Source organism: Stenotrophomonas sp. YJH_SMC_81, from assembly GCF_059370875.1.
Map to the genome: position 1 here is coordinate 1 of NZ_JCAFUB010000016.1, position 19,888 is coordinate 19,888.

The 19,888-nt window shown below is 63.6% G+C and carries 31 protein-coding genes; 30 read left to right on the top strand and 1 reads right to left on the bottom strand.

From position 1 onward, the window contains the following. From AC5P8U_RS19255 to AC5P8U_RS19395, 29 genes are all read left to right on the top strand, one after another. A partial coding sequence (locus tag AC5P8U_RS19255) for an EF-Tu C-terminal domain-related protein (protein ID WP_495204990.1) occupies positions 1-141 on the top strand: 141 nt, incomplete at its 5' end. Between the two features lie 332 nt (positions 142-473). Next, the gene (rpsJ, locus tag AC5P8U_RS19260; protein WP_005408208.1) at positions 474-785 is read left to right on the top strand and encodes a 30S ribosomal protein S10; all 312 of its coding nucleotides are present in this window, start codon (positions 474-476) and stop codon (positions 783-785) included. A gap of 11 nt (positions 786-796) precedes the next feature. Then, positions 797-1,447: a 50S ribosomal protein L3 gene (gene rplC / locus AC5P8U_RS19265; protein WP_004145336.1), complete on the top strand. Its 651-nt coding sequence runs from the start codon at positions 797-799 to the stop codon at positions 1,445-1,447. 12 nt (positions 1,448-1,459) lie between these two features. Next, positions 1,460-2,065, top strand: a complete 606-nt coding sequence (rplD, locus tag AC5P8U_RS19270; RefSeq protein ID WP_005415412.1) for a 50S ribosomal protein L4 — start codon at positions 1,460-1,462, stop codon at positions 2,063-2,065. Further along, a complete protein-coding gene (rplW, locus tag AC5P8U_RS19275; protein ID WP_004145338.1) occupies positions 2,062-2,361 on the top strand; it encodes a 50S ribosomal protein L23 in 300 nt (99 codons plus the stop codon). The genes rplD and rplW overlap by 4 nt, the downstream gene beginning before the upstream one ends. Positions 2,362-2,371: 10 nt before the next feature. Next, the gene (gene rplB, locus AC5P8U_RS19280; protein WP_004145339.1) at positions 2,372-3,199 is read left to right on the top strand and encodes a 50S ribosomal protein L2; all 828 of its coding nucleotides are present in this window, start codon (positions 2,372-2,374) and stop codon (positions 3,197-3,199) included. A gap of 6 nt (positions 3,200-3,205) precedes the next feature. Continuing rightward, the gene (gene rpsS, locus AC5P8U_RS19285) at positions 3,206-3,475 is read left to right on the top strand and encodes a 30S ribosomal protein S19 (protein WP_005415413.1); all 270 of its coding nucleotides are present in this window, start codon (positions 3,206-3,208) and stop codon (positions 3,473-3,475) included. A gap of 12 nt (positions 3,476-3,487) precedes the next feature. After that, a complete protein-coding gene (gene rplV / locus AC5P8U_RS19290; protein WP_004145348.1) occupies positions 3,488-3,823 on the top strand; it encodes a 50S ribosomal protein L22 in 336 nt (111 codons plus the stop codon). Between the two features lie 18 nt (positions 3,824-3,841). Then, the gene (gene rpsC, locus AC5P8U_RS19295; protein WP_005415414.1) at positions 3,842-4,576 is read left to right on the top strand and encodes a 30S ribosomal protein S3; all 735 of its coding nucleotides are present in this window, start codon (positions 3,842-3,844) and stop codon (positions 4,574-4,576) included. Between the two features lie 5 nt (positions 4,577-4,581). Beyond that, positions 4,582-4,995, top strand: a complete 414-nt coding sequence (gene rplP / locus AC5P8U_RS19300; protein WP_004154486.1) for a 50S ribosomal protein L16 — start codon at positions 4,582-4,584, stop codon at positions 4,993-4,995. Then, positions 4,995-5,180, top strand: a complete 186-nt coding sequence (gene rpmC / locus AC5P8U_RS19305; protein ID WP_004154487.1) for a 50S ribosomal protein L29 — start codon at positions 4,995-4,997, stop codon at positions 5,178-5,180. Before rplP ends, rpmC begins: the two co-directional genes overlap by 1 nt. Before the next feature lie 11 nt (positions 5,181-5,191). Beyond that, positions 5,192-5,461: a 30S ribosomal protein S17 gene (rpsQ, locus tag AC5P8U_RS19310; RefSeq protein WP_004154489.1), complete on the top strand. Its 270-nt coding sequence runs from the start codon at positions 5,192-5,194 to the stop codon at positions 5,459-5,461. 12 nt (positions 5,462-5,473) lie between these two features. Next, positions 5,474-5,842, top strand: a complete 369-nt coding sequence (gene rplN, locus AC5P8U_RS19315; RefSeq protein ID WP_010483978.1) for a 50S ribosomal protein L14 — start codon at positions 5,474-5,476, stop codon at positions 5,840-5,842. Positions 5,843-5,858: 16 nt separating this feature from the next. Beyond that, positions 5,859-6,176, top strand: coding sequence for a 50S ribosomal protein L24 (gene rplX, locus AC5P8U_RS19320; RefSeq protein WP_004154490.1), 318 nt, complete (start codon positions 5,859-5,861; stop codon positions 6,174-6,176). Between the two features lie 11 nt (positions 6,177-6,187). Beyond that, the gene (rplE, locus tag AC5P8U_RS19325) at positions 6,188-6,730 is read left to right on the top strand and encodes a 50S ribosomal protein L5 (RefSeq protein ID WP_005415416.1); all 543 of its coding nucleotides are present in this window, start codon (positions 6,188-6,190) and stop codon (positions 6,728-6,730) included. Positions 6,731-6,748: 18 nt separating this feature from the next. After that, entirely contained in the window at positions 6,749-7,054 is a 306-nt protein-coding gene (gene rpsN, locus AC5P8U_RS19330; RefSeq protein ID WP_005408209.1) for a 30S ribosomal protein S14, read from the top strand. Positions 7,055-7,311: 257 nt separating this feature from the next. Then, positions 7,312-7,710 (top strand): 30S ribosomal protein S8, encoded by a 399-nt coding sequence (gene rpsH, locus AC5P8U_RS19335; RefSeq protein WP_005408210.1) that lies wholly within the window; start codon positions 7,312-7,314, stop codon positions 7,708-7,710. 18 nt (positions 7,711-7,728) lie between these two features. After that, positions 7,729-8,253 (top strand): 50S ribosomal protein L6, encoded by a 525-nt coding sequence (gene rplF, locus AC5P8U_RS19340; protein ID WP_049416175.1) that lies wholly within the window; start codon positions 7,729-7,731, stop codon positions 8,251-8,253. 32 nt (positions 8,254-8,285) lie between these two features. After that, positions 8,286-8,639: a 50S ribosomal protein L18 gene (rplR, locus tag AC5P8U_RS19345; protein ID WP_004154495.1), complete on the top strand. Its 354-nt coding sequence runs from the start codon at positions 8,286-8,288 to the stop codon at positions 8,637-8,639. 161 nt (positions 8,640-8,800) lie between these two features. After that, positions 8,801-9,343: a 30S ribosomal protein S5 gene (gene rpsE / locus AC5P8U_RS19350; protein WP_005415419.1), complete on the top strand. Its 543-nt coding sequence runs from the start codon at positions 8,801-8,803 to the stop codon at positions 9,341-9,343. Further along, positions 9,336-9,527 (top strand): 50S ribosomal protein L30, encoded by a 192-nt coding sequence (gene rpmD / locus AC5P8U_RS19355; protein ID WP_005408214.1) that lies wholly within the window; start codon positions 9,336-9,338, stop codon positions 9,525-9,527. Before rpsE ends, rpmD begins: the two co-directional genes overlap by 8 nt. 6 nt (positions 9,528-9,533) lie before the next feature. Next, entirely contained in the window at positions 9,534-9,977 is a 444-nt protein-coding gene (rplO, locus tag AC5P8U_RS19360) for a 50S ribosomal protein L15 (protein WP_004154498.1), read from the top strand. Between the two features lie 7 nt (positions 9,978-9,984). After that, entirely contained in the window at positions 9,985-11,352 is a 1,368-nt protein-coding gene (gene secY / locus AC5P8U_RS19365) for a preprotein translocase subunit SecY (protein WP_005415420.1), read from the top strand. Between the two features lie 347 nt (positions 11,353-11,699). Beyond that, a complete protein-coding gene (gene rpsM / locus AC5P8U_RS19370) occupies positions 11,700-12,056 on the top strand; it encodes a 30S ribosomal protein S13 (protein WP_004154500.1) in 357 nt (118 codons plus the stop codon). Positions 12,057-12,067: 11 nt separating this feature from the next. Further along, complete coding sequence (gene rpsK, locus AC5P8U_RS19375) at positions 12,068-12,457, top strand: 30S ribosomal protein S11 (RefSeq protein WP_004145443.1); 390 nt, start codon at positions 12,068-12,070, stop codon at positions 12,455-12,457. A gap of 15 nt (positions 12,458-12,472) precedes the next feature. Beyond that, the gene (gene rpsD, locus AC5P8U_RS19380) at positions 12,473-13,102 is read left to right on the top strand and encodes a 30S ribosomal protein S4 (protein ID WP_004145446.1); all 630 of its coding nucleotides are present in this window, start codon (positions 12,473-12,475) and stop codon (positions 13,100-13,102) included. A gap of 55 nt (positions 13,103-13,157) precedes the next feature. Then, on the top strand, positions 13,158-14,156 hold the full coding sequence (locus AC5P8U_RS19385) for a DNA-directed RNA polymerase subunit alpha (protein WP_005408216.1): 999 nt from the start codon (positions 13,158-13,160) through the stop codon (positions 14,154-14,156). Positions 14,157-14,346: 190 nt separating this feature from the next. Beyond that, a complete protein-coding gene (gene rplQ / locus AC5P8U_RS19390) occupies positions 14,347-14,730 on the top strand; it encodes a 50S ribosomal protein L17 (protein ID WP_005408217.1) in 384 nt (127 codons plus the stop codon). 162 nt (positions 14,731-14,892) lie between these two features. Then, a complete protein-coding gene (locus AC5P8U_RS19395; RefSeq protein ID WP_005415421.1) occupies positions 14,893-15,399 on the top strand; it encodes a disulfide bond formation protein B in 507 nt (168 codons plus the stop codon). A 63-nt stretch (positions 15,400-15,462) separates the two neighbouring features. On the opposite strand, the gene AC5P8U_RS19400 is transcribed toward AC5P8U_RS19395, so the two are convergent. Next, the gene (locus AC5P8U_RS19400) at positions 15,463-17,589 is read right to left on the bottom strand and encodes a TonB-dependent receptor (protein WP_447896883.1); all 2,127 of its coding nucleotides are present in this window, start codon (positions 17,587-17,589) and stop codon (positions 15,463-15,465) included. A gap of 221 nt (positions 17,590-17,810) precedes the next feature. Here AC5P8U_RS19400 and AC5P8U_RS19405 point away from each other — a divergent pair, with 221 nt between their 5' ends. Next, positions 17,811-19,202, top strand: coding sequence for a class II 3-deoxy-7-phosphoheptulonate synthase (locus tag AC5P8U_RS19405; RefSeq protein ID WP_072169160.1), 1,392 nt, complete (start codon positions 17,811-17,813; stop codon positions 19,200-19,202). Positions 19,203-19,888: the final 686 nt, after the last annotated feature.

The following is a 19,888-nucleotide window of genomic DNA, read 5'->3' on the forward strand; positions in this document are numbered from 1 at the left end:
GAAATGGTGATGCCGGGTGACAACGTCAAGATGGAAGTCACCCTGATCAACCCGGTGGCCATGGACGAAGGCCTGCGCTTCGCCATCCGCGAAGGCGGTCGTACCGTCGGCGCCGGCGTGGTCTCGAAGATCATCGAGTAATCTGGTAGTATCTGCGCCCCGATGTTGCCTGGGTAGGGCATCGGGGCGTATCAAATGGGAAAGCAGGCACAGGATGTGCCTTGTGTTCCCCGGACCAGGAAGGGTCAATGCCATTCAGGCGGCGTCAACAGGTGACTGTTGACAGCTGCCTTGCGTGCCATTATGCTTCTACGTCTGGGCAGGCCGGGTAACTGGTCTGCCTACGTTTTTGAGGTCCACGGATTGACCTTGGCGGCCTGCAGGACTGCGGGCCGTCCGTATTCAGGAATTTCATGGGGCAAAGCAACCCAGAGGCTTTGTCTGTCGCTCTTTTAACGAAGGAACCTACCGCCATGGCGGACCAAAAGATCCGGATCCGGCTGAAAGCGTTCGATCATCGTCTGATCGACCGTTCGGCCAGCGAGATCGTTGAAACGGCAAAGCGGACCGGCGCGCAAGTGCGTGGCCCGATCCCGCTGCCGACCAAGATCGAGCGTTACACCGTTCTCGTTTCCCCGCACGTCGACAAGGACGCGCGTGACCAGTACGAGACCCGCACGCACAAGCGCGTGCTCGATATCGTTGACCCGAATGACAAGACCGTGGACGCGCTGATGAAGCTCGAACTGGCTGCCGGCGTCGACGTTCAGATCAAGCTGACCTGAGGACTACGACCATGACGAAGAAGTATTCGTTGGGCTTCGTGGGCCGCAAGGCCGGCATGAGCCGCGTGTTCACTGAAGATGGCCGCTCCATCCCGGTGACCCTGATCGAAGCAACCCCGAACCGCATCGCGCAGATCAAGACCGTCGAAACCGACGGCTACAGCGCCGTGCAGGTGACCGTCGGCGCGCGTCGCGCTGCCCTGGTCAACAAGCCGGAAGCCGGCCACTTCGCCAAGGCGAAGGTGGAAGCGGGTCGTGGCCTGTGGGAATTCCGCGTTGAAGACGCGCAGCTCGGCGATTTCGCCGTTGGCGGCGAAGTCAAGGCGGACATCTTCGAAGTCGGCCAGATCGTCGACGTCCAGGGTGTCACCAAGGGTAAGGGCTTCCAGGGCACCATCAAGCGCCACAACTTCCGTATGGGCGATGCAACCCACGGTAACTCGCTGTCGCATCGCGCGCCGGGTTCGCTGGGTCAGCGCCAGACCCCGGGTCGCGTTTTCCCGGGCAAGAAGATGTCGGGCCACATGGGCGCGGTGCAGCAGAGCACCCAGAACCTGGAAGTGGTCAAGGTCGACGTCGAGCGCGGTCTGATCGCGGTTCGCGGCGCCGTTCCGGGCGCGGCGGGTGGCGATGTGATCGTCCGTCCGGCGAGCAAGGCATAAGGAGAGATGACGATGGAACTCGTTATCACGGGTAGCAACAACAAGGTCTCGGTCTCCGAAGCCGTGTTCGGTCGCGATTTCAGCGAAGATCTGGTCCACCAGGTCGTCGTTGCTTACCGCAACGCCGGTCGCGCCGGCACCAAGGCACAGAAGACTCGCTCCGAAGTGGCTGGTACCACCAAGAAGTCGAAGAAGCAGAAGGGCGGCGGCGCGCGTCATGGCGCACTGACGGCTCCGATCTTCGTCGGCGGCGGTGTCACCTTCGCGGCCAAGCCGCGCAGCTTCGAGCAGAAGGTCAATCGCAAGCAGTACCGTGCCGCCATGTGCGCGATCCTGTCCGAGCTGAACCGTCAGGGCCGTCTGACCATCGTGGAGGCCTTCGACGTCGAAGCCACCAGCACGAAGGGTCTGATCGCCAAGCTGGCCGGCCTGGAAGTGGGCAAGCGCCCGCTGATCGTCACCGAGGAAGCGTCCGAGCACCTGTACCTGTCCGCCCGCAATCTGCCGTACGTGCAGGTGCGTGACGTGCAGGGTCTGGACCCGGTCTCGCTGGTGGGTGCCGACACGGTCGTCATCACCGCTGACGCGGTCAAGAAGGTCGAGGAGTGGCTGGCATGAACAGCAACGAAAAAATCTTCAGCGTGCTGCGTGCCCCGCGTGTCTCGGAAAAGACCGCGCGCCTGCAGGAACTCTCCAATCAGTATGTCTTCGAAGTTTCGAACGAAGCCACCAAGGCCGATGTAAAGGCCGCGGTTGAGCAGCTGTTCGACGTCAAGGTCGAAGCCGTCAACGTGGTCAACGTCAAGGGCAAGAACAAGTCCTTCCGTAACCGTGCTGGCCGCCGCGGCGATTGGCGCAAGGCGTACGTTCGCCTGGCCGACGGCCAGTCGATCGATGTAACGGCCAAGGCCTGAGGTACATCCCATGCCATTGATGAAATTCAAGCCCACCTCCCCCGGCCGCCGTTCGGCCGTGCGCGTGGTCACCCCCGACCTGCACAAGGGTGCTCCGCACGCCGCGCTGGTCGAGTCGCAGAGCCGCTCGGGTGGTCGTAACCACCACGGTCGCATCACCGTGCGTCACGTCGGTGGTGGTGCCAAGCAGCACTACCGCATCATCGACTTCAAGCGCAACAAGCTGGGCATCCCGGCGCGCGTGGAACGCATCGAATACGATCCGAACCGCACCGCCCACATCGCTCTGCTGTGCTACGTCGACGGTGAGCGTCGCTACATCATCGCCCCGAAGGGCCTGAAGGCTGGTGATCAGGTGATCGCTGGTTCGGACGCCCCGATCAAGGCCGGCAACACCCTGCCGCTGCGCAACATCCCGGTCGGCACCACCATCCACTGCATCGAACTGAAGCCGGGCAAGGGCGCTCAGATCGCTCGTGCCGCTGGTGCGGCCGTGCAGCTGGTGGCTCGTGAAGGCATCTACGCCACCCTGCGCCTGCGCTCGGGTGAAATGCGCAAGGTTCCGGTCGAGTGCTGCGCCACCATCGGCGAAGTCGGCAACGACGAGCACAGCCTGGAAAAGCTGGGCAAGGCCGGTGCCAAGCGTTGGCGCGGCGTCCGCCCGACCGTTCGTGGTGCTGCCATGAACCCGGTTGACCACCCGCACGGTGGTGGTGAGGCCAAGGCCGGCCAGGGTAACCCGCATCCGGTCACCCCGTGGGGTGTCCCGACCAAGGGTTACAAGACGCGCCATAACAAGCGCACTCAGCAGTTCATCGTCCGCGATCGTAGGGGCTAATCGACCATGGCACGTTCACTCAAGAAGGGCCCGTTCGTCGATCACCACCTCGTCAAGAAGGTGGAGGCCGCTGCGGGCAGCAAGAAGCCGATCAAGACCTGGTCGCGCCGTTCGATGATCCTGCCTGACATGGTAGGCATCACCATTGCCGTGCATAACGGCAAGAACCACATCCCGGTTCTCGTCAACGAGAACATGGTCGGCCACAAGCTCGGCGAATTTGCCATCACCCGGACCTTCAAGGGTCACGGTGGTGACAAGAAGTCGGGCAAGTAAGGAGAGATGACAATGGAAGCGAAAGCCATCCTGCGCACTGCGCGCATCTCCCCGCAGAAGGCTCGTCTGGTCGCTGACCAGGTGCGCGGTCTGCCGGCCGAACGTGCGGTCAACCTGCTGAAGTTCTCGGACAAGAAGGCTGCCCACCTGATCAAGAAGGTGGTGGAGTCGGCAATTGCCAACGCCGAGAACAACCAGGGCGCCGACGTCGACGAGCTGAAGGTTCAGACCATCATGGTTGATGAAGGTCCGACCCTGAAGCGTTTCATGGCGCGGGCGAAAGGCCGCGGTACCCGCATCCTCAAGCGCACCAGCCACATCACTGTGGTTGTGGGCGCCGCCAAGTAAGCGGATAAGGAAAAGACCATGGGTCATAAAGTTCATCCGATTGGTATCCGCCTCGGCATTTCCAAGGACTGGAACTCCAAGTGGTACGCCAACAAGGCCGAGTTCGCCGGTTACCTGGCAGCCGACCTGAAAGTGCGCGACATGCTGCGCAAGAAGCTGGCTCAGGCCGGCATCAGCAAGATCCTGATCGAGCGTCCGGCCAAGACCGCTCGCGTGACGATCCACACCGCCCGTCCGGGCGTGGTGATCGGCAAGCGCGGTGAGGACATCGAGAAGCTGCGCAAGGAAGTGAGCGAGATGATGGGCGTCCCGGCGCACATCAACGTCACCGAAGTGCGCAAGCCGGAACTGGACGCGCAGCTCGTTGCCGAGTCGATCGCCCAGCAGCTGGAGCGTCGCATCATGTTCCGCCGTGCAATGAAGCGCTCGGTCGGCAACGCGATGCGCCTGGGTGCCCTGGGCATCAAGGTCAACGTCGGTGGCCGCCTCAACGGTGCAGAAATCGCCCGTTCGGAGTGGTACCGCGAAGGCCGCGTGCCGCTGCACACCCTGCGTGCCGACATCGACTATGGCTTCGCTGAAGCCAAGACGACCTACGGCATCATCGGCATCAAGGTCTGGATCTACAAGGGCGAGGTCTTCGATTTCTCCCAGGTTGGCCAGGAAAAGCAGGACGACACCCCGTCGCGCAACGATCGTCACGATCGCGGCGACCGTGGTGACCGTCAGCGCCCGGCCCGTGAAGCGAGGTAACGACAATGTTGCAACCCAAGCGAACCAAGTACCGCAAGGTACACAAGGGCCGTAACGATGGCCTGAGCTGGAGCGCCAACGCTGTCAGCTTCGGCGAATACGGCCTGAAGGCAACCGCACACGGTCAGCTGACCGCGCGCCAGATCGAAGCGGCCCGCCGCTCGATCAGCCGCTACGTCAAGCGCGGCGGCAAGATGTGGATCCGCGTGTTCCCCGACAAGCCCATCACCAAGAAGCCCATCGAAGTCCGAATGGGTTCGGGTAAGGGTAACGTGGAATACTGGGTGGCCCAGATCCAGCCCGGCCGCATGATCTATGAAATCGAGGGTGTTTCCGAGGAAGTGGCTCGCGAGGCGTTCCGCCTGGCCGCCGCCAAGCTCTCGGTCACCACCACTTTCGTGACCCGTACGGTGCGCTGATGGATATCAAAACTCTCCGTGAAAAGTCGGCTGACGAACTCAAGGCCCACCTGATCGACCTGCGTAAGGAACAGTTCTCTGTCCGTATGCAGCAGGTCACCGGCCAGCTGCCGAAGACCCACGACATTCGCCGGGTCCGTCGCGAGATTGCTCGCGTCAAGACCCTGCTCGGCAGCACGAAGTAAGGATGGCCGCTATGAGCGACAATACTGAAAAGAAGACGCTGCGCACGGTCGAAGGCCGTGTCGTCAGCAACAAGATGGACAAGACGGTTACCGTCCTGGTTGAGCGTCAGGTCAAGCACGCGCTGTACGGCAAGTACATCAAGCGCTCGACCAAGCTGCACGCCCACGATGCCGACAACGCCTGCAAGGAAGGCGACGTCGTCCGCGTGACCGAGATTGCTCCGATGTCCAAGACCAAGAACTGGCGCGTGGTGGAAGTCATCACGCGTGCGGCTGAATAAGGAGTCTGAATCATGATCCAGATGCAGAGCTACCTTGACGTCGCGGACAATTCGGGTGCCAAGCAGGTGATGTGCTTCAAGGTGCTGGGTGGTTCCAAGCGCCGTTACGCCGGTATCGGCGACATCATCAAGGTCACCGTGAAGGATGCGATTCCGCGCGGCAAGGTCAAGAAGGGTGAAGTGTATGACGCCGTCGTGGTGCGTACCCGCAAGGGTGTGCGTCGCGCCGACGGTTCGCTGATCCGCTTCGACGGCAACGCTGCCGTCCTGCTGAACAACAAGCAGGAGCCGATCGGTACCCGTATCTTCGGGCCGGTGACCCGTGAACTTCGTTCGGAGAAGTTCATGAAGATCGTCTCGCTCGCTCCCGAAGTGCTGTGAGCGACAGGAGATAATCATGGCTAACCGTATCAAGAAGGGCGACCAGGTTGTCGTCAACGCTGGCAAGGACAAGGGCAAGCAGGGCGAAGTCGTCCGCGTCGACGGCGACCGCGTGGTCGTGGCCAACGTGAACATCGTCAAGCGCCACACCAAGCCGAACCCGCAGGCAGGTGTTGCCGGCGGCGTGGTCGAGCGCGAAGCTTCGATCCATATCTCCAACGTGAACGTGCTGAACCCGGCTTCGGGCAAGGGCGAACGCGTTGGCTTCAAGGTGCTGGAGGATGGACGCAAACTGCGTGTGTTCCGCTCCAGCGGTGAGGCGCTCGACGCCTGAGGAATGTGAAGATGACTTCCCGTCTCGAAAAGATCTACAAGGAAGAAGTGGTGCCGGCGCTGATGAAGCAGTTCGGCTACACCAATCCGATGGAAGTACCGAAGCTCGTCAAGGTCACCCTGAACATGGGTGTGGGCGAGGCTGCCACCAACAAGAAGATCCTGGAAAACGCCGTCGCGGACATGACCAAGATTTCCGGCCAGAAGCCGGTTGTCACCAAGTCGCGTATCTCGGTTGCGTCGTTCAAGATCCGTGATGGTTGGCCGATCGGCTGCAAGACCACGCTGCGTCGCCACAAGATGTACGAGTTCCTGGACCGCCTGATCAACATCTCGCTGCCGCGCGTGCGCGACTTCCGTGGTGTTTCCGGTCGTTCCTTCGACGGCCGCGGCAACTTCAACATGGGTGTGAAGGAGCAGATCATCTTCCCGGAAATCGACTTCGACGCCGTCGACGCGATCCGCGGTATGGATATCGCCATCACCACCACTGCGAAGACCGACGCGGAAGCGAAGGCGCTGCTGGCAGCGTTCAAGTTCCCGTTCCGTAACTGATCTGTCGAGGAAACCGAAATGGCAAAGACCTCCATGGTCAACCGCGACATCAAGCGGGAAAAGCTGGCCAAGAAGTACGCTGAGAAGCGTGCGGCTCTGAAGAAGATCGTGTCCTCCGTGGACGCGACCTACGAAGAGAAGATCGACGCCGCAACCAAGCTGGCCAAGCTGCCGCGCGATTCGTCGCCGAGCCGTCAGCGCAACCGTTGCGAGCTGTCGGGTCGTCCGCGTGGCGTGTACAGCAAGTTCGGCCTCGGCCGCAACAAGCTGCGCGAAGCCACCATGCGTGGCGACGTCCCGGGCCTGCGCAAGGCCAGCTGGTAATCCCAGCCGGCCCTGCGATCAGGAGCCCCCTCGGGGGCTTCTGAACCGGGGAGGGAGGCGTTCAGCTTCCTTTCTGCGAAAAAACCCGAAGAGCCCGGCGCAAGTCGGGCTCTTTTGGCGTATACTCCCGCGTCTTGCCCTGCGCAAACGGGGTTGTAGGAGTGGGCCCCGGCCCGCTGCATCAAGGGACCTGGCCCGTTTCCAGGAGACAACAGATTTTCGCGAAAGCGGATATCGGTGCACTCAAAGGTACTCATATGAGCATGACTGATCCCATCGCCGACCTGCTGGTCCGCATCAAGAATGCGGCTGCGGTTGGCAAGCAGACGGTGAAAGCCCCGTCGTCCAAGATCAAGGTTGCGATCGCCCAGGTCCTGAAGGACGAGGGTTACATCACCGACCTGCGCGTGACCCAGCTGGAAAACAACAAGTCCGAGCTGGAAATCGTGCTGAAGTATTTCGAAGGCAAGCCGGTCATCGCGACCCTGAAGCGCTTCTCGCGTTCGGGCCTGCGCCAGTACCGCGGCAAGAGCGAGCTGCCGAAGGTCATGAATGGCCTGGGCATCTCCATCATTTCCACCTCCAAGGGCATCATGACTGATGCGCAGGCGCGCCAGCTGGGCGTCGGCGGCGAAGTCCTGTGCTTCGTGGCCTAAGGCGAAAGGAGTAGAACTATGTCCCGCGTAGCCAAGAAGCCCGTCACCCTGGGTAAGGTCGAACTGAACGTCCAGTCGGAAAGCATCACCGTCAAGGGCCCGAAGGGCACCCTGTCGCTGGTCAAGCCGGCCGGTATTGCCATCAACGTCGACAGCGGCGTTGCCACCCTGAGCACCGAGAGCGCCGACCTGGTCGCGCTGACCGGTACCGTGCGCGCGATCCTGGCCAACATGGTCAAGGGCGTGTCCGAAGGCTTCGAGCGCAAGCTGGAGCTGGTCGGCGTGGGTTACCGTGCTGCCATGCAGGGCAAGGATCTGAGCCTGTCGCTCGGTTTCTCGCATCCGGTCGTGTTCGTGGCACCGGAAGGCATCACCATCTCCACCCCGACCCAGACCGAGATCCTGGTCCAGGGCGCTGACAAGCAGGTCGTCGGTGAAGTCGCCGCCAAGATCCGTGCGTTCCGCAAGCCGGAGCCGTACAAGGGCAAGGGCGTGAAGTACTCCGACGAAGTCATCATCCGTAAGGAAGCCAAGAAGGCCTAATTAGGCGCTTCCGCTTTCAAGGAAAAAACATCATGAACAAGAACATCGCCCGCCTGCGTCGCGCCAAGTCGACCCGCGCCCACATCCGTGAGCTCGGCGTCGCCCGCCTGTCGGTGCTGCGCACCGGCCAGCACCTGTACGCCCAGGTCTTCACCGCTGACGGTTCGAAGGTGCTGGCTGCCGCCAACACCACCCAGACCGACGTCAAGGAAGGCCTGAAGAACGGCAAGAACGCCGATGCCGCTGCCAAGGTCGGTCGCATCGTTGCCGAGCGTGCCAAGGCCGCCGGCATCGAGAAGGTTGCCTTCGATCGTTCGGGCTACCGCTACCACGGCCGCATCAAGGCCCTGGCAGAAGCCGCCCGCGAAGCCGGCCTGCAGTTCTAAGGGATCAGGGCAGGGGGCCGATGGCCTCCTGCCCACCTGCTCGCCAGCCTGAGCGAGGCTGGACGGCGCCGCTCTTCTGCAGCGGCCCACCGGAACAACGCGTCACTCCACAACCATAAGCGGCCCCGAGCCGTACATACCCAAACAACCAAGGAATCAACATGGCAGAAGAGCGTCAGCAGCGGGGTCGCGATCGCGACCGTAACCGCGAAGAGAAGATCGACGACGGCATGATCGAAAAGCTGGTCGCGGTCAACCGCGTCAGCAAGACCGTCAAGGGTGGCCGCCAGTTCACCTTCACCGCCCTGACCGTTGTCGGCGACGGCGAAGGCAAGGTCGGTTTCGGTTATGGCAAGGCCCGCGAAGTGCCGGTCGCCATCCAGAAGTCGATGGAACAGGCCCGCAAGAACCTGGTCAGCGTTGACCTGAACAACGGCACCCTGTGGCACACCATCAAGGATGGTCACGGCGCAGCCCGCGTGTTCATGCAGCCGGCTTCGGAAGGTACTGGCGTCATCGCCGGCGGTGCCATGCGCGCCGTGCTGGAAGCCGTTGGCGTGAAGAACGTGCTGGCCAAGGCCACCGGTTCGCGCAACCCGATCAATCTGGTGCGCGCCACCGTGAAGGGCCTGACTGCTGCGCAGTCGCCGGCCCGCATCGCGGCCAAGCGCGGCAAGAAGGTGGAGGAACTCAACCATGGCTAATGAGTCCAACAAGACTGTGAAGGTCCGCCTGGTGCGTGGCCTGCGTGGCACCCAGTCGCGTCACCGCCTGTCGGTGCGTGCCCTGGGCCTGAACAAGCTCAACGATGTGCGTGAACTGAAGGACAGCCCGCAGGTGCGCGGCCTGATCAACAAGGTTCAGTACCTCGTCCAGGTTGAGGAGTAATCGACCATGACTCTGCGTCTCAATGAACTGAGCCCGGCACCGGGCGCCCGCACCGAGCGCACCCGCGTCGGCCGCGGTATCGGCTCGGGCCTGGGCAAGACTGCCGGCCGCGGCCACAAGGGTTCGTTCGCCCGCAAGGGTGGCGGCAAGATCAAGGCTGGCTTCGAAGGCGGCCAGACCCCCATGCAGCGTCGTCTGCCGAAGATCGGCTTCCGTTCGCCGATCGCCAAGGACACCGCTGAAGTGCTGCTGTACGCGCTGGACAAGCTGCCGGCCGGTGAGATCGACTTCGCCGCCCTGCGTGCTGCCAAGCTGGTCCCGAGCACTGCCAAGAAGGCCAAGGTCGTCGTCAAGGGCGAAGTGACCAAGGCGTTCACCCTGAAGGGTATTGCTGCCACGGCTGGTGCCAAGGCTGCGATCGAAGCTGCCGGCGGCAGCGTAACGGAGTAAGAAAATCATGGCGCAAGCTGGCATCGGTAACCTCGCGGGCGGAATGGGCAAGTTCACTGAACTTCGCCAACGTTTGCTGTTCGTCGTCGGGGCTTTGATCGTCTATCGCATCGGCTGCTACGTGCCGGTGCCGGGCGTCAATCCCGATGCCATGCTTGCCATGATGCAACAGCAGGGCGGCGGCATCGTGGACATGTTCAACATGTTCTCGGGCGGCGCCCTGCACCGTTTCAGCATCTTTGCGCTGAACGTGATGCCGTACATCTCGGCATCGATCGTGATGCAGCTGGCCGTGCACATCTTCCCCGCCCTGAAGGCGATGCAGAAGGAAGGTGAGTCCGGCCGCCGCAAGATCACCCAGTATTCGCGCATCGGCGCCGTGCTGCTGGCAGTGGTGCAGGGCGGTTCGATCGCGCTGGCCCTGCAGGGGCAGGTTTCGCCGTCGGGCGCTCCGGTCGTGTACGCCCCCGGCATGGGCTTCGTGCTCACCGCGGTGGTCGCACTGACTGCCGGCACCATGTTCCTGATGTGGGTCGGTGAGCAGGTCACCGAACGCGGTATCGGCAACGGCGTGTCGCTGATCATCTTCGCCGGTATCGTCGCCGGCCTGCCGGGTGCGGTCATCCACACCTTCGACGCCTACCGCGACGGCAACATCCAGTTCATCCAACTGCTGCTGATCGCTATCGTCGTGCTCGCTTTCACCTTCTTCGTGGTGTTCGTGGAGCGCGGCCAGCGCCGGATCACGGTCAATTACGCGCGCCGCCAGGGCGGTCGCAACGCGTACATGAACCAGACCTCGTTCCTGCCGCTGAAGCTCAACATGGCCGGCGTCATCCCGGCGATCTTTGCCTCGAGCCTGCTGGCCTTCCCGGCCACCCTGGCCATGTGGTCCGGCCAGGCTGCCAACCAGAGCAGCTTCGGTCAGGTCCTGCAGAAGGTCGCCAATGCCCTGGGCCCGGGCGAGCCGCTGCACATGATCGTGTTCGCTGCGCTGATCACCGGTTTCGCGTTCTTCTATACCGCGCTGGTGTTCAATTCGCAGGAAACCGCCGACAACCTGAAGAAGTCGGGCGCTTTGATTCCGGGCATCCGTCCGGGCAAGGCCACCGCCGACTACATCGACGGCGTGCTGACCCGCCTGACCGCGGCCGGCTCGGCCTACCTGGTGATCGTCTGCCTGCTGCCGGAACTGATGCGCACGCAGCTGAATGCCTCGTTCTACTTCGGTGGCACGTCGCTGCTGATCGTGGTGGTGGTGGTGATGGACTTCATCGCCCAGGTGCAGGCACACCTGATGTCCCACCAGTACGAGAGCCTACTGAAGAAGGCCAACCTGAAGGGCGGCAACCGCGGCGGTTTTGCCCGCGGCTGATAGGCCTGTTATACTTTCGTCTTCCTGACGTGATGGTCCCTCCGCTTCGCGGATTCCGGCCACACAAACGAAGGGCGGCCCCCGCAGCGGTTCCGGGTGGGGGTGTGATGAGGTGGTCCCGCGCTGGAGTAGCGCGGGCGGCCCCGGGGGAAACCCCAGGTCCAACCCCATCCGGCGCCGGAGCCTGGGCACACTCCCCAGGCCGGGTTCATGAAACCAATGGTTTCACGGGCTTCCATGTAAACCGGAACCTTGTTAGTATTGCTAGTTCACTTTTTTGATCCATCCTGCCGGATTGGCGTGCCCGAGGCGCGCTGTCGGCCATCACTCAGCTGGAGAACCGCGTCATGGCGCGTATTGCAGGCGTCAACCTGCCAGCCCAGAAGCACGTCTGGGTCGGGTTGCAAAGCATTTACGGCATCGGCCGTACCCGTTCGAAGAAGGTCTGCGAAGTCGCAGGCGTTGCTTCGACCACCAAGATCCGCGATCTGTCGGAGCCGGAAATCGAGCGCCTGCGCGCCGAAGTCGGCAAGTACATCGTGGAAGGCGATCTGCGCCGTGAGATCGGCATCGCGATCAAGCGCCTGATGGACCTGGGCTGCTACCGCGGCCTGCGTCACCGTCGTGGCCTCCCGCTGCGTGGCCAGCGCACCCGTACCAACGCCCGCACCCGCAAGGGTCCGCGCAAGGCGATCAAGAAGTAAGGGACTGAGAAATGGCTAAGCCCGCTGCTAAGACCAAGAAGAAGATCAAGCGCGTCGTCACCGACGGCGTTGCCCACGTCCACGCTTCGTTCAACAACACCATCGTCACCATCACCGATCGCCAGGGCAATGCTCTGTCGTGGGCGACCTCCGGTGGCGCTGGCTTCCGCGGTTCGCGCAAGTCGACCCCGTTCGCTGCCCAGGTGGCTGCTGAAAAGGCCGGTCGTGCTGCGCTGGACTACGGCGTGAAGTCGCTGGAAGTCCGCATCAAGGGCCCGGGTCCGGGCCGTGAGTCGGCCGTGCGTTCGCTGAACAACGTCGGCTACAAGATCACCAACATCATCGACGTGACGCCCATCCCGCACAACGGGTGCCGTCCGCCGAAGAAGCGTCGCGTCTAAAGGGAGCGATAAGAAATGGCTCGTTATATCGGTCCTACCTGTAAGCTCGCCCGCCGCGAAGGCGCCGACCTGTCCCTGAAGAGCCCGGCGCGTGCGCTGGACTCCAAGTGCAAGCTGGAGCAGAAGCCCGGCCAGCACGGCGCCACTGCCCGCAAGGGCAAGCTGTCCGACTACGCCACCCAGCTGCGTGAAAAGCAGAAGGTCAAGCGTATCTACGGCCTGCTGGAGCGTCAGTTCCGCAACTACTACAAGAAGGCCTCGACCAAGAAGGGCAACACCGGCGAGAACCTGCTGCAGCTGCTGGAAACCCGCCTGGACAACGTCGTCTACCGCATGGGCTTCGCCGTGACCCGTCCGGCTGCCCGTCAGCTGGTGTCGCACCGCGGCGTCACCGTGAATGGCAAGTCGGTCAACCTGGCTTCGTACCAGGTCAAGGCTGGCGACGCCATCGCTCTGTCCGAAAAGGCTGCCAAGCAGCTGCGCGTCCAGGAAGCCCTGACCGTCGCCGCCCAGCATGACCTGAGCCCGTCGTGGGTTGAAGTGGATTCCGGCAAGTTCACCGGCATCTTCAAGGCTGTTCCGGATCGTTCGGATCTGCCTGCGGACATCAACGAAGCGCTGATCGTCGAGCTGTATTCGAAGTAATTCACATTGGAGAGCCCCCGGCGACGGCCGGGGGTTCACTAGGAGAACCCGCAACATGACGGTTACCGCCAACCAGGTTCTGCGTCCTCGCGGTCCGCAGATCGAACGCCTTACCGACACCCGTGCAAAGGTCGTTATCGAACCTTTGGAGCGGGGTTACGGGCATACGCTGGGCAACGCCCTGCGTCGCGTGCTGCTGTCGTCCATCCCGGGCTTCGCCATCACGGAAGTCGAAATCGACGGCGTGTTGCATGAGTACACCACGGTCGAAGGTCTGCAGGAGGACGTGCTCGAAGTCCTGCTCAACCTGAAGGATGTGGCCATCCGTATGCACTCCGGCGACAGCGCCACCCTGTCCCTGTCCAAGCAGGGCCCGGGCGTTGTCACCGCTGCCGACATCAAGGTCGACCACAATGTGGAGATCCTGAACGGCGACCATGTGATCTGCCACCTGACCAAGGACACGGCAATCAACATGCGTCTGAAGATCGAACGTGGTTTCGGCTACCAGCCGGCTGCCGCGCGTCGTCGTCCGGACGAAGAAACCCGTGCCATCGGCCGCCTGGTCCTGGATGCCTCGTTCTCGCCGGTCCGCCGTGTCGCCTATGCCGTGGAAGCGGCGCGTGTCGAACAGCGCACCGACCTGGACAAGCTGGTCATCGATATCGAGACCAACGGCACCATCGATGCCGAGGAAGCCGTGCGCACCGCCGCCGACATCCTCAGCGACCAGCTGTCGGTGTTCGGTGACTTCACCCACCGCGACCGCGGTGCGGCCAAGCCGGCCAACAACGGCGTGGATCCGGTGCTGCTGCGCCCGATCGACGATCTGGAGCTGACCGTGCGTTCGGCCAACTGCCTGAAGGCTGAAAGCATCTACTACATCGGCGATCTGATCCAGAAGACCGAAGTGGAGCTGCTGAAGACCCCGAACCTGGGCAAGAAGTCGCTCACCGAGATCAAGGAAGTGCTGGCTCAGCGCGGCCTGTCGCTCGGCATGAAGCTGGAGAACTGGCCGCCGGCCGGCGTCGCCAGCCACGGCATGCTGGGCTGATATCGGCAATGCCTGAAGGCTCCACCGTTCGCGGTGGGGCCTTCAACGCAACACAACATGCCACGACGAACCCCAGGTTCGCGGGCAGGTCGTCCAGGACGGGCGGCCAGGACCATCCGCAGTCCGCGCAGCAACGCCAGGATGGCGACAACGATCCGCACAGCCTCATCATTAACCAAGGAATATCACCATGCGTCACCAGAAGTCTGGCCGTAAGTTCAGCCGCACCAGCGCCCACCGCGAAGCGATGTTCAAGAACATGGCCGCCTCGCTGTTCAAGCACGAGCTGATCAAGACCACCCTGCCGAAGGCCAAGGAACTGCGCCGCGTTGCCGAGCCGCTGATCACCCTGGCCAAGGTCGACTCCGTCGCCAACCGCCGTCTGGCTTTCGCTCGCCTGCGCGACAACGAAGCCGTGGGCAACCTGTTCACCATCCTGGGCCCGCGCTACGCGAACCGTCCGGGCGGCTACCTGCGCCTGCTGAAGTGTGGCTTCCGCGCTGGCGACAACGCGCCGATGGCCTACGTCGAGCTGGTTGACCGTCCGGTCGTGGCCGAGGAAGTGGCCGAGTAATCGGACCGCTCCAACGCGACACAGCGAAAGCCCGGCCTCGGCCGGGCTTTTGCGTTTCTGCGGGATCTGACCCGCACCGTTCCGACAGGCGTCACCTGTGGCGGTTCGAATGGCATGCACTCTCGGTTACGCTTGGCGCCTTGATCCATTCGAGCGTTGACGATGAATCCACTGCGCTGGCCCTTCCGCGCCCAGTTCTTCCTGGGCTTCCTGATCTGCGCGGGCCTGCTGGGCTACGCGATCTTCCTGCAGCTGAAGATGGGCCTGGAGCCGTGCCCGCTGTGCATCTTCCAGCGGCTGGCGTTCGCCGCGCTGGGCCTGCTGTTCCTGATCGGTGCACTGCACGGGCCCTCCAACCGTCCTGGCCGGGCAACCTACGGCGTGCTCGCCTTCATTGCCGCCGCGGTCGGCGTAGGCATCGCTGCGCGCCACGTCTACGTGCAGATGCTGCCACCGGAGATGGGTGCGACCTGCGGCCCGCCGCTGAGCTTCCTGCGCGAGACCATGGGGCCGCTGGAAGTATTCCGCACGGTGCTGACCGGTACCGGCAACTGCGGCAATATCGACTGGACGTTCCTGGGCCTGACCATGCCGATGTGGTCGGGCGTGTGGTTCGTGCTGCTGGCGCTGTGGGCGTTGGTGGTGTCGCTGCGCAAGGTCAAGCGCTGAACTAAGGCGGGGTCGGAGCCCTCTCCTGCGGAAAGGGGTCCGACCCCAGGCACCCTGGCGTCCTCAGAAATCCTGCTGCAGGCTCAGGTAGGCGCCACGGCGCGGTCCCCACTGCGGGGCGAACACGCCGACGCCACCGCCATCGCGCAGTTGGTAGCTGCGGTCCAATGCATTGATGACCGCCAGCTGCACATGCAGCGGATGGCCGCTGCCGGCATTGAAGTCATGCCCGGCGCTGAGGTTCACCTGCAGGTAGGACGGCAGCTCGCCGCCGTTGGGCACGCCCTCGATGTCCGAACGCAGGCCGCTACCGAACACGTAGTTGGCGCCGACCCGGTTGTGTCCGGCAAAGGCGTAGCTGAAGCCACCCGATGAGGTCAGCTTCTGGTCGTGGTCGAGGTGGATCCAATGGTTGGCCACATAGGCCAGCGCGTCCGGATCGAGGTTGTACTGGCTGGTGATGACCTGGGTGCCGATGGCCTTGTTGTACGCTGCGTTGACGTAGGCGCTGAACGGACCGTCGCTGTAGTCGGCACTGAACTCCAGGCCATGGATATGGCCGCGGCGGTAGTTGAACGTCGAGTAGATGTAGGCGGCACCGAACTGGCCTTCGTCCTGCAGGCGCGCGACGCGTCGGTCATAGGCATCCAGGCCCAGGGTCAGGTGTTCGCCCACCTGCTGCGACACGCCGATGTCGTAGTAGTCGCTGCGCTCGGCCAGTGGCGTGTTGTTGCCGCCGCTGGGTTGCTGGTTGGTGGTGCCGTCGTACAGCGCGATGTCGCTGCTGGCGATCAGCTCACTGGCCGGTGGCGTGAAGTAACGCGAATAGCCGGCATGCACGGTGGTGCTGTCGCTGGCATTCCAGGCCACGCCCACGCGGGGGCTGAGCTGGCCCTCGGTGTGGCCAAAGGCCTTGTAGCGATCTCCGCGCAGGCCGTAGTTGACGGTCCAGTCGTCGCCGATCTTCCATTCATCCTGCACGTACAACGCCTGCGTGCTGGCATGGAAGGCACTGTGGTCAGGTATCAGCAGCGGCGTGGTGCTGGATTGCTGGCCGGCGTCATCGACCGGAAACACCCAGCTGCTGTTGTTCGCACGCGCGTTCTCGTAATTGCCGTACAGGCCATAGCGCAGCGTGTGGTCGCTGCCCAGCGGGGTGGAGAAATCGGCCTGCAGCGTGTTGGCGCGGTTGCTGCGCTGCACCTGCGAGGCGACGCCACTGAATACCAGGTCGCCGATGACATCCGGGTTGAACGCCACATCGCTGTAGCGCTGCCCGGCTGACAGCTGGTAGGCGGTGCTGCCCAGCGCGCCCTGCAGCACCAGCATGCCGAAGCGGGTGGTCTCGCGCTGGGTTTCATCCAGCTGGCTGGAGTCGAAGGTGGTGATGTCCAGGTAACCGAACTGCGGGGTCTGCCCGGGGTTGACCGGGATCTGGAAGCGATTGTTGGCGAAGCCGGCGAACACGCTCAGGCGCGTGTTCTCGTTGACCAGGTAGGTGAGGTCAGCGAACGCTTTGCCTTGGTGGGTGTCGTCGTGCAGCGGCTTGCGCGAGCGGGTCGGGTTCTCCAGGCCAACCTCGTTCTGGTCGTAGTTGCCAGTAAGGAACCAGCTCCATCGCCCCTGGTTGCCCCACCACGAGGCATTCGGATTGATCTTGCCGAACGAGCCTGCGGTCAGACCGGCGCTGCCGCCATTGCCGAGCTCGGCGCCATTGCGGGTGGTGATGTCGACCACTGCAGCGGTGCGCTCGCCGAACTGCGCCGGCAGCGCGCCATCCATCAGGCGGATGCTCTTGATGGTGCGGGCATCCAGTGTCTGGCCGAAGCCGGAGATCGATTCGGGCAACAGCACGCCATTGATGCGGTACTGCAGATTGGCGTGGTCGCCGCGCACGTGCACGCCGCCATAGGAATCCTGGACCACGCCCGGGGCCTGCAGCAGTACCTGGCTGAGCGGCGCGGAGGCACCCAGCGGCTGCTTCTGGATGTCCTCGGCGGTGATCTGGTACTGGCTGCTGCCGATGTCCGGCGACAGCGCGTTGCGGGCCTGGTCGAGCTGGGCGTGGACGGTGACTGCGTCCAGATCCTTGACGGAGGAAGAGGTGTCGTCGGTCGTTGCGGCGAAGGCGGGCAGGCTGGCCAAGGCCAGGGCGAAGGCAATGCCGGTAGCGAGGGGTGAGGGCTTCATGGTGAGAGAGGGGGCGGCTGGGCGTGGAAGGGGCCGGTCCATGACGTGGAAGTGTTACTCCGTAACAAATCATGCGCCTGTCCCGTGCGGCTGACCATGCTGGATCTGGCTGCCGGCGCTGGCCTTTCCCTGCCGTTCAGGTGGCTGGGGCGGTGGGTGTGGGCCTTTGCGTCAGCGGCTGGCTCTGCGACCATGACCGCCCCCCACCCCGGAAGTCTGCAATGAGCCTGTCCGCCGTTCCACCCGCGTCCGATCCCGCCGCGACCACCGCTGGCGCTGCCTGGTCGCCGGAGAGCTGGCGTGGCAAGACCGCGCTGCAGATGCCGACCTACCCGGACCCGGTGGCATTGGACGCCGCTCTGCACGAGCTGAAGCGGCTGCCGCCGCTGGTCACCTCGTGGGAGATCCTGGCGTTGAAGCAGCAGCTGGCCGAGGCCCAGGAAGGCAAGCGCTTCCTGCTGCAGGGCGGCGACTGCGCCGAGAACTTCAGCGACTGCGAATCGGGCACCATCTCCAACCGCCTGAAGGTACTGCTGCAGATGAGCCTGGTGCTGGTGCACGGCCTGCGCCAGCCGGTGATCCGCGTGGGCCGCTTCGCCGGCCAGTACGCCAAGCCGCGCTCGGCCGACACCGAGACCCGCGACGGCGTGACCCTGCCCAGCTACCGCGGTGATGTGATCAACGCACCGGCGTTCACCGAAGCGGCGCGCCTGCCGGACCCGAAGCGGATGCTGCAGGCCCACGCGCATTCGGCGATGACGATGAACTTCGTGCGTGCGCTGATCGACGGCGGTTTCGCCGACCTGCACCACCCCGAATACTGGAATCTGGAGTGGGTAAGCCACTCGCCGCTGGCGGCCGAGTACCAGAAGATGGTGGCCTCGATCGGCGATGCGGTGCACTTCATGGAGACCCTGGCCGGGGCCCGCGTGCACAATCTCAACCGCATCGACTTCTACACGTCGCACGAAGCCCTGCTGCTGCCCTACGAGCAGGCGTTGACCCGCCAGGTGCCGCGCCAGCAGGGCTGGTTGAACCTGAGCACGCATTACCCGTGGATCGGCATGCGCACGGCCGCGCTCGATGGCGCGCACGTGGAGTACCTGCGTGGCGTGCGCAATCCGATTGCGATCAAGGTGGGCCCGTCGGTGACGCCGGACCAGCTGCTGCGCCTGATCGATGTGCTCAACCCACATGACGAGCCGGGCCGCCTGAGCTTCATCCACCGGATGGGCGCAACGCAGATCGCAGAGAAACTGCCGCCGCTGCTGGACGCGGTCAAGCGTGATGGTCGCCGCGTGCTGTGGGTGTGCGATGCGATGCATGGCAATACCGAAAGCACCGCCAACGGTTTCAAGACACGCCGCTTCGACAACGTGCGTGGCGAGGTGGAGATGTCGTTCGATCTGCATGCGGCCGCCGGTACGCGCCTGGGCGGTGTGCACCTGGAACTGACCGGCGAGGACGTGACCGAGTGCATCGGCGGCGCGCGCGAACTGACCGAGCGCGACCTGGAGCGTGCGTATCGTTCGACGGTGGACCCGCGGTTGAACTACGAGCAGTCGCTGGAGATCGCGATGGCGATCGTGCGCAAGCAGGAGCAAGTGCGGTAAGTGCGTTGCGGCAGGGCTTGCAGCCCTGCACCTGCCGAATCAACGTCAACTTCAACGTCAAACGCGGGCATTCCGTGGGAAGGCGGGGTGGTATCGGAGTGCGGGGACGCCGCAAGTACGTCCTTGTAGGCTTGGCAGCCGCTTGCTCGTGTGCGCTTTCCTGCGCACACGGCAAGACCGGGGTTGGGCGTCCTGCCCAACCCGCCCGAGGCATGCCTCGGGCCCATGCGGCTGACACCCCGCACTCCGACACCGCCCCGCCTCTGACGAATTCCGGCGGCTGCGGGTAAGTGTCGACCTTGGTCGACACGGTAGATCCACGCCATGCGTGGATGCTTTTGGAATCCAATTCGAAATATTCGATTCCGATGGAGATTCATCCACGCATGGCGCGGATCTACTGCAGATCGCGGAGATCTGTCGTAGGCGGGGTGGGTCCGGTTGCGGGGGCGTGAGCCGCATGGGCCCGAGGCATGCCTCGGGCGGGTTGGGCAGGACGCCCAACCCCGGTCTTGCCGTGTGCGCAGGAAAGCGCACACGAGCAAGCGGCGACCGAGCTTACATGGGTGAGGGCGCTTTGCTTGCGAAGCACTGCTTCGCAAGCGCCCGAACGCACAGCCGCCAGCGGCTGGGCCGGGCCCCGGAGGGGTACTTGCAGCGCCCCCCGCAACCGGACCCACCCCGCC

Excerpts from the sequence above, each read along its gene's own strand:
- AC5P8U_RS19385 (WP_005408216.1), top strand. The coding sequence starts at position 13,158 with ATGACGGTTACCGCCAACCAGGTTCTGCGTCCTCGCGGTCCGCAGATC.
- rpsD (WP_004145446.1), top strand. The coding sequence starts at position 12,473 with ATGGCTCGTTATATCGGTCCTACCTGTAAGCTCGCCCGCCGCGAAGGC.
- AC5P8U_RS19405 (WP_072169160.1), top strand. The coding sequence starts at position 17,811 with ATGAGCCTGTCCGCCGTTCCACCCGCGTCCGATCCCGCCGCGACCACC.
- rplB (WP_004145339.1), top strand. The coding sequence starts at position 2,372 with ATGCCATTGATGAAATTCAAGCCCACCTCCCCCGGCCGCCGTTCGGCC.
- rpsJ (WP_005408208.1), top strand. The coding sequence starts at position 474 with ATGGCGGACCAAAAGATCCGGATCCGGCTGAAAGCGTTCGATCATCGT.
- rpmC (WP_004154487.1), top strand. The coding sequence starts at position 4,995 with ATGGATATCAAAACTCTCCGTGAAAAGTCGGCTGACGAACTCAAGGCC.
- rpsN (WP_005408209.1), top strand. The coding sequence starts at position 6,749 with ATGGCAAAGACCTCCATGGTCAACCGCGACATCAAGCGGGAAAAGCTG.
- rpsQ (WP_004154489.1), top strand. The coding sequence starts at position 5,192 with ATGAGCGACAATACTGAAAAGAAGACGCTGCGCACGGTCGAAGGCCGT.
- rplD (WP_005415412.1), top strand. The coding sequence starts at position 1,460 with ATGGAACTCGTTATCACGGGTAGCAACAACAAGGTCTCGGTCTCCGAA.
- AC5P8U_RS19400 (WP_447896883.1), bottom strand. The coding sequence starts at position 17,589 with ATGAAGCCCTCACCCCTCGCTACCGGCATTGCCTTCGCCCTGGCCTTG.
- rplN (WP_010483978.1), top strand. The coding sequence starts at position 5,474 with ATGATCCAGATGCAGAGCTACCTTGACGTCGCGGACAATTCGGGTGCC.
- rpsH (WP_005408210.1), top strand. The coding sequence starts at position 7,312 with ATGAGCATGACTGATCCCATCGCCGACCTGCTGGTCCGCATCAAGAAT.
- rpsS (WP_005415413.1), top strand. The coding sequence starts at position 3,206 with ATGGCACGTTCACTCAAGAAGGGCCCGTTCGTCGATCACCACCTCGTC.
- rplF (WP_049416175.1), top strand. The coding sequence starts at position 7,729 with ATGTCCCGCGTAGCCAAGAAGCCCGTCACCCTGGGTAAGGTCGAACTG.
- rplQ (WP_005408217.1), top strand. The coding sequence starts at position 14,347 with ATGCGTCACCAGAAGTCTGGCCGTAAGTTCAGCCGCACCAGCGCCCAC.
- rpsC (WP_005415414.1), top strand. The coding sequence starts at position 3,842 with ATGGGTCATAAAGTTCATCCGATTGGTATCCGCCTCGGCATTTCCAAG.
- rplE (WP_005415416.1), top strand. The coding sequence starts at position 6,188 with ATGACTTCCCGTCTCGAAAAGATCTACAAGGAAGAAGTGGTGCCGGCG.
- rplP (WP_004154486.1), top strand. The coding sequence starts at position 4,582 with ATGTTGCAACCCAAGCGAACCAAGTACCGCAAGGTACACAAGGGCCGT.
- rpmD (WP_005408214.1), top strand. The coding sequence starts at position 9,336 with ATGGCTAATGAGTCCAACAAGACTGTGAAGGTCCGCCTGGTGCGTGGC.
- rplC (WP_004145336.1), top strand. The coding sequence starts at position 797 with ATGACGAAGAAGTATTCGTTGGGCTTCGTGGGCCGCAAGGCCGGCATG.
- rpsE (WP_005415419.1), top strand. The coding sequence starts at position 8,801 with ATGGCAGAAGAGCGTCAGCAGCGGGGTCGCGATCGCGACCGTAACCGC.
- AC5P8U_RS19395 (WP_005415421.1), top strand. The coding sequence starts at position 14,893 with ATGAATCCACTGCGCTGGCCCTTCCGCGCCCAGTTCTTCCTGGGCTTC.
- secY (WP_005415420.1), top strand. The coding sequence starts at position 9,985 with ATGGCGCAAGCTGGCATCGGTAACCTCGCGGGCGGAATGGGCAAGTTC.
- rpsK (WP_004145443.1), top strand. The coding sequence starts at position 12,068 with ATGGCTAAGCCCGCTGCTAAGACCAAGAAGAAGATCAAGCGCGTCGTC.
- rplO (WP_004154498.1), top strand. The coding sequence starts at position 9,534 with ATGACTCTGCGTCTCAATGAACTGAGCCCGGCACCGGGCGCCCGCACC.
- rplV (WP_004145348.1), top strand. The coding sequence starts at position 3,488 with ATGGAAGCGAAAGCCATCCTGCGCACTGCGCGCATCTCCCCGCAGAAG.
- rplR (WP_004154495.1), top strand. The coding sequence starts at position 8,286 with ATGAACAAGAACATCGCCCGCCTGCGTCGCGCCAAGTCGACCCGCGCC.
- rplX (WP_004154490.1), top strand. The coding sequence starts at position 5,859 with ATGGCTAACCGTATCAAGAAGGGCGACCAGGTTGTCGTCAACGCTGGC.
- rpsM (WP_004154500.1), top strand. The coding sequence starts at position 11,700 with ATGGCGCGTATTGCAGGCGTCAACCTGCCAGCCCAGAAGCACGTCTGG.
- rplW (WP_004145338.1), top strand. The coding sequence starts at position 2,062 with ATGAACAGCAACGAAAAAATCTTCAGCGTGCTGCGTGCCCCGCGTGTC.